Source organism: Chengkuizengella marina, assembly GCF_009910845.1.
Classification (GTDB): Bacteria; Bacillota; Bacilli; order Paenibacillales; family KCTC-33759; genus Chengkuizengella; species Chengkuizengella marina.
In genome coordinates this window covers 1-1,429 of the sequence record NZ_SIJB01000078.1, presented here as the reverse complement: position 1 = coordinate 1,429, position 1,429 = coordinate 1, and the positions used below count along the sequence as shown (strand labels likewise).

The following is a 1,429-nucleotide window of genomic DNA, read 5'->3' as shown; positions in this document are numbered from 1 at the left end:
AATTCCCAACACTTCTTTCCATAAACCAACAAGTTGTTTTTCTATTTTGGTTCTTGGTGGAAGGTATTGCACACCTGAATGATTCCCTTCTGGTTCAGGCAAGGCTTGTCTATCTATTTTCCCATTTCGTGTCAGTGGCATAACTTCTAATGGAATCAGAAATGACGGAACCATATATTCTGGTAAAGATACTGACAAGAAATCTCTCACATCTTTTGGTTTTAATTCGTCTAAAGCAACATAATATCCACACAAATATTTACTTCCCTGATTCCGCTCTTCTTTTACAATAACAATCACTTCTTTGATTTGCTCATGGCTTAAGAGTTGAGCTTCAATTTCTCCTAACTCTACACGATAACCCCGCACTTTTACCTGATGATCGACTCGCCCAATATATTCAATATTACCATCTGGCAACCATCTCGCTAGATCCCCAGTTTTATACATTTTCTTTCCTGATTTATAAGGATGTACTAAAAACTTTTCAGCAGTAAGGTCATATCGATTCAAATACCCTCTGGCTAAAATGTCACTTGCTATATAGAGTTCTCCCGAGACCCCAATCGGTTGAAGATTATGATATTGATCCATAATCATCAATTCTGTGTTGGATATTCCTTTTCCGATTGGTGGTACAGATGAAACATTTTCACCATTGATTGAATAAGCTGTCACTACATGTGCTTCAGAAGGACCATAATGATTATGAACAACAAGAGAATGCTCTTTTAAATATGCTTTAAATTCATTGGATATAAATAATTGCTCCCCTGCGGTAATGATGTGCGAAACACACGTAGGGAATTGAGCTAGTAGATTATCATCTGTAGAAATAAACTTCAGTAAGGCTGTTGGCATAAATATGACATCTATTTGTTTCTGATCGATAAAGTTAAATAACATTTCTGGTTCTTTTTTTACTTCCTCTTCTACAATATATAATTTTCCGCCTATTAATAAGGTTGAGAATATCTCTTGATAACTCACATCAAAACTTGACGAAGCATACTGTAAAATATTTCCATTAAATGGAATGAGGGTGTGATCTTGCTGATAGTAAACTAGATTCACTAATGTCCTGTGTTCCACCATGATCCCTTTTGGCTGACCTGTTGAACCTGAAGTATATATAATATAACTTAAATCAGATCCATTAGAGGGTATTGCTAAGTTCTTAGCTTCTCTTATATAGATAGTAGGATCGTTTAAATTGAGGATATGACCCTCAAAAAATATCTGATCTGAAAACCATTTTTTGTCAGTCAATAAAATATTTAGTTGACTATTTTGTAACATATAATTTTTTCTGTCTTCTGGGTAATAGGGATCAATCGCTAAAAAAGCTCCTCCTGCTTTTAAGATGCCTAATATTCCGATGACCATCTCCAAAGAACGCTCCGCTAAAAGACCTACCACTTCATCTTTT

1 protein-coding gene is annotated in these 1,429 nt (G+C 35.1%); it reads right to left on the bottom strand.

Going from position 1 to position 1,429, the window contains the following annotated elements; translation table 11 throughout:
• The coding region (locus ERL59_RS20440; RefSeq protein WP_160648079.1) for an amino acid adenylation domain-containing protein at positions 1 to 1,429 on the bottom strand (1,429 nt) is incomplete at both ends.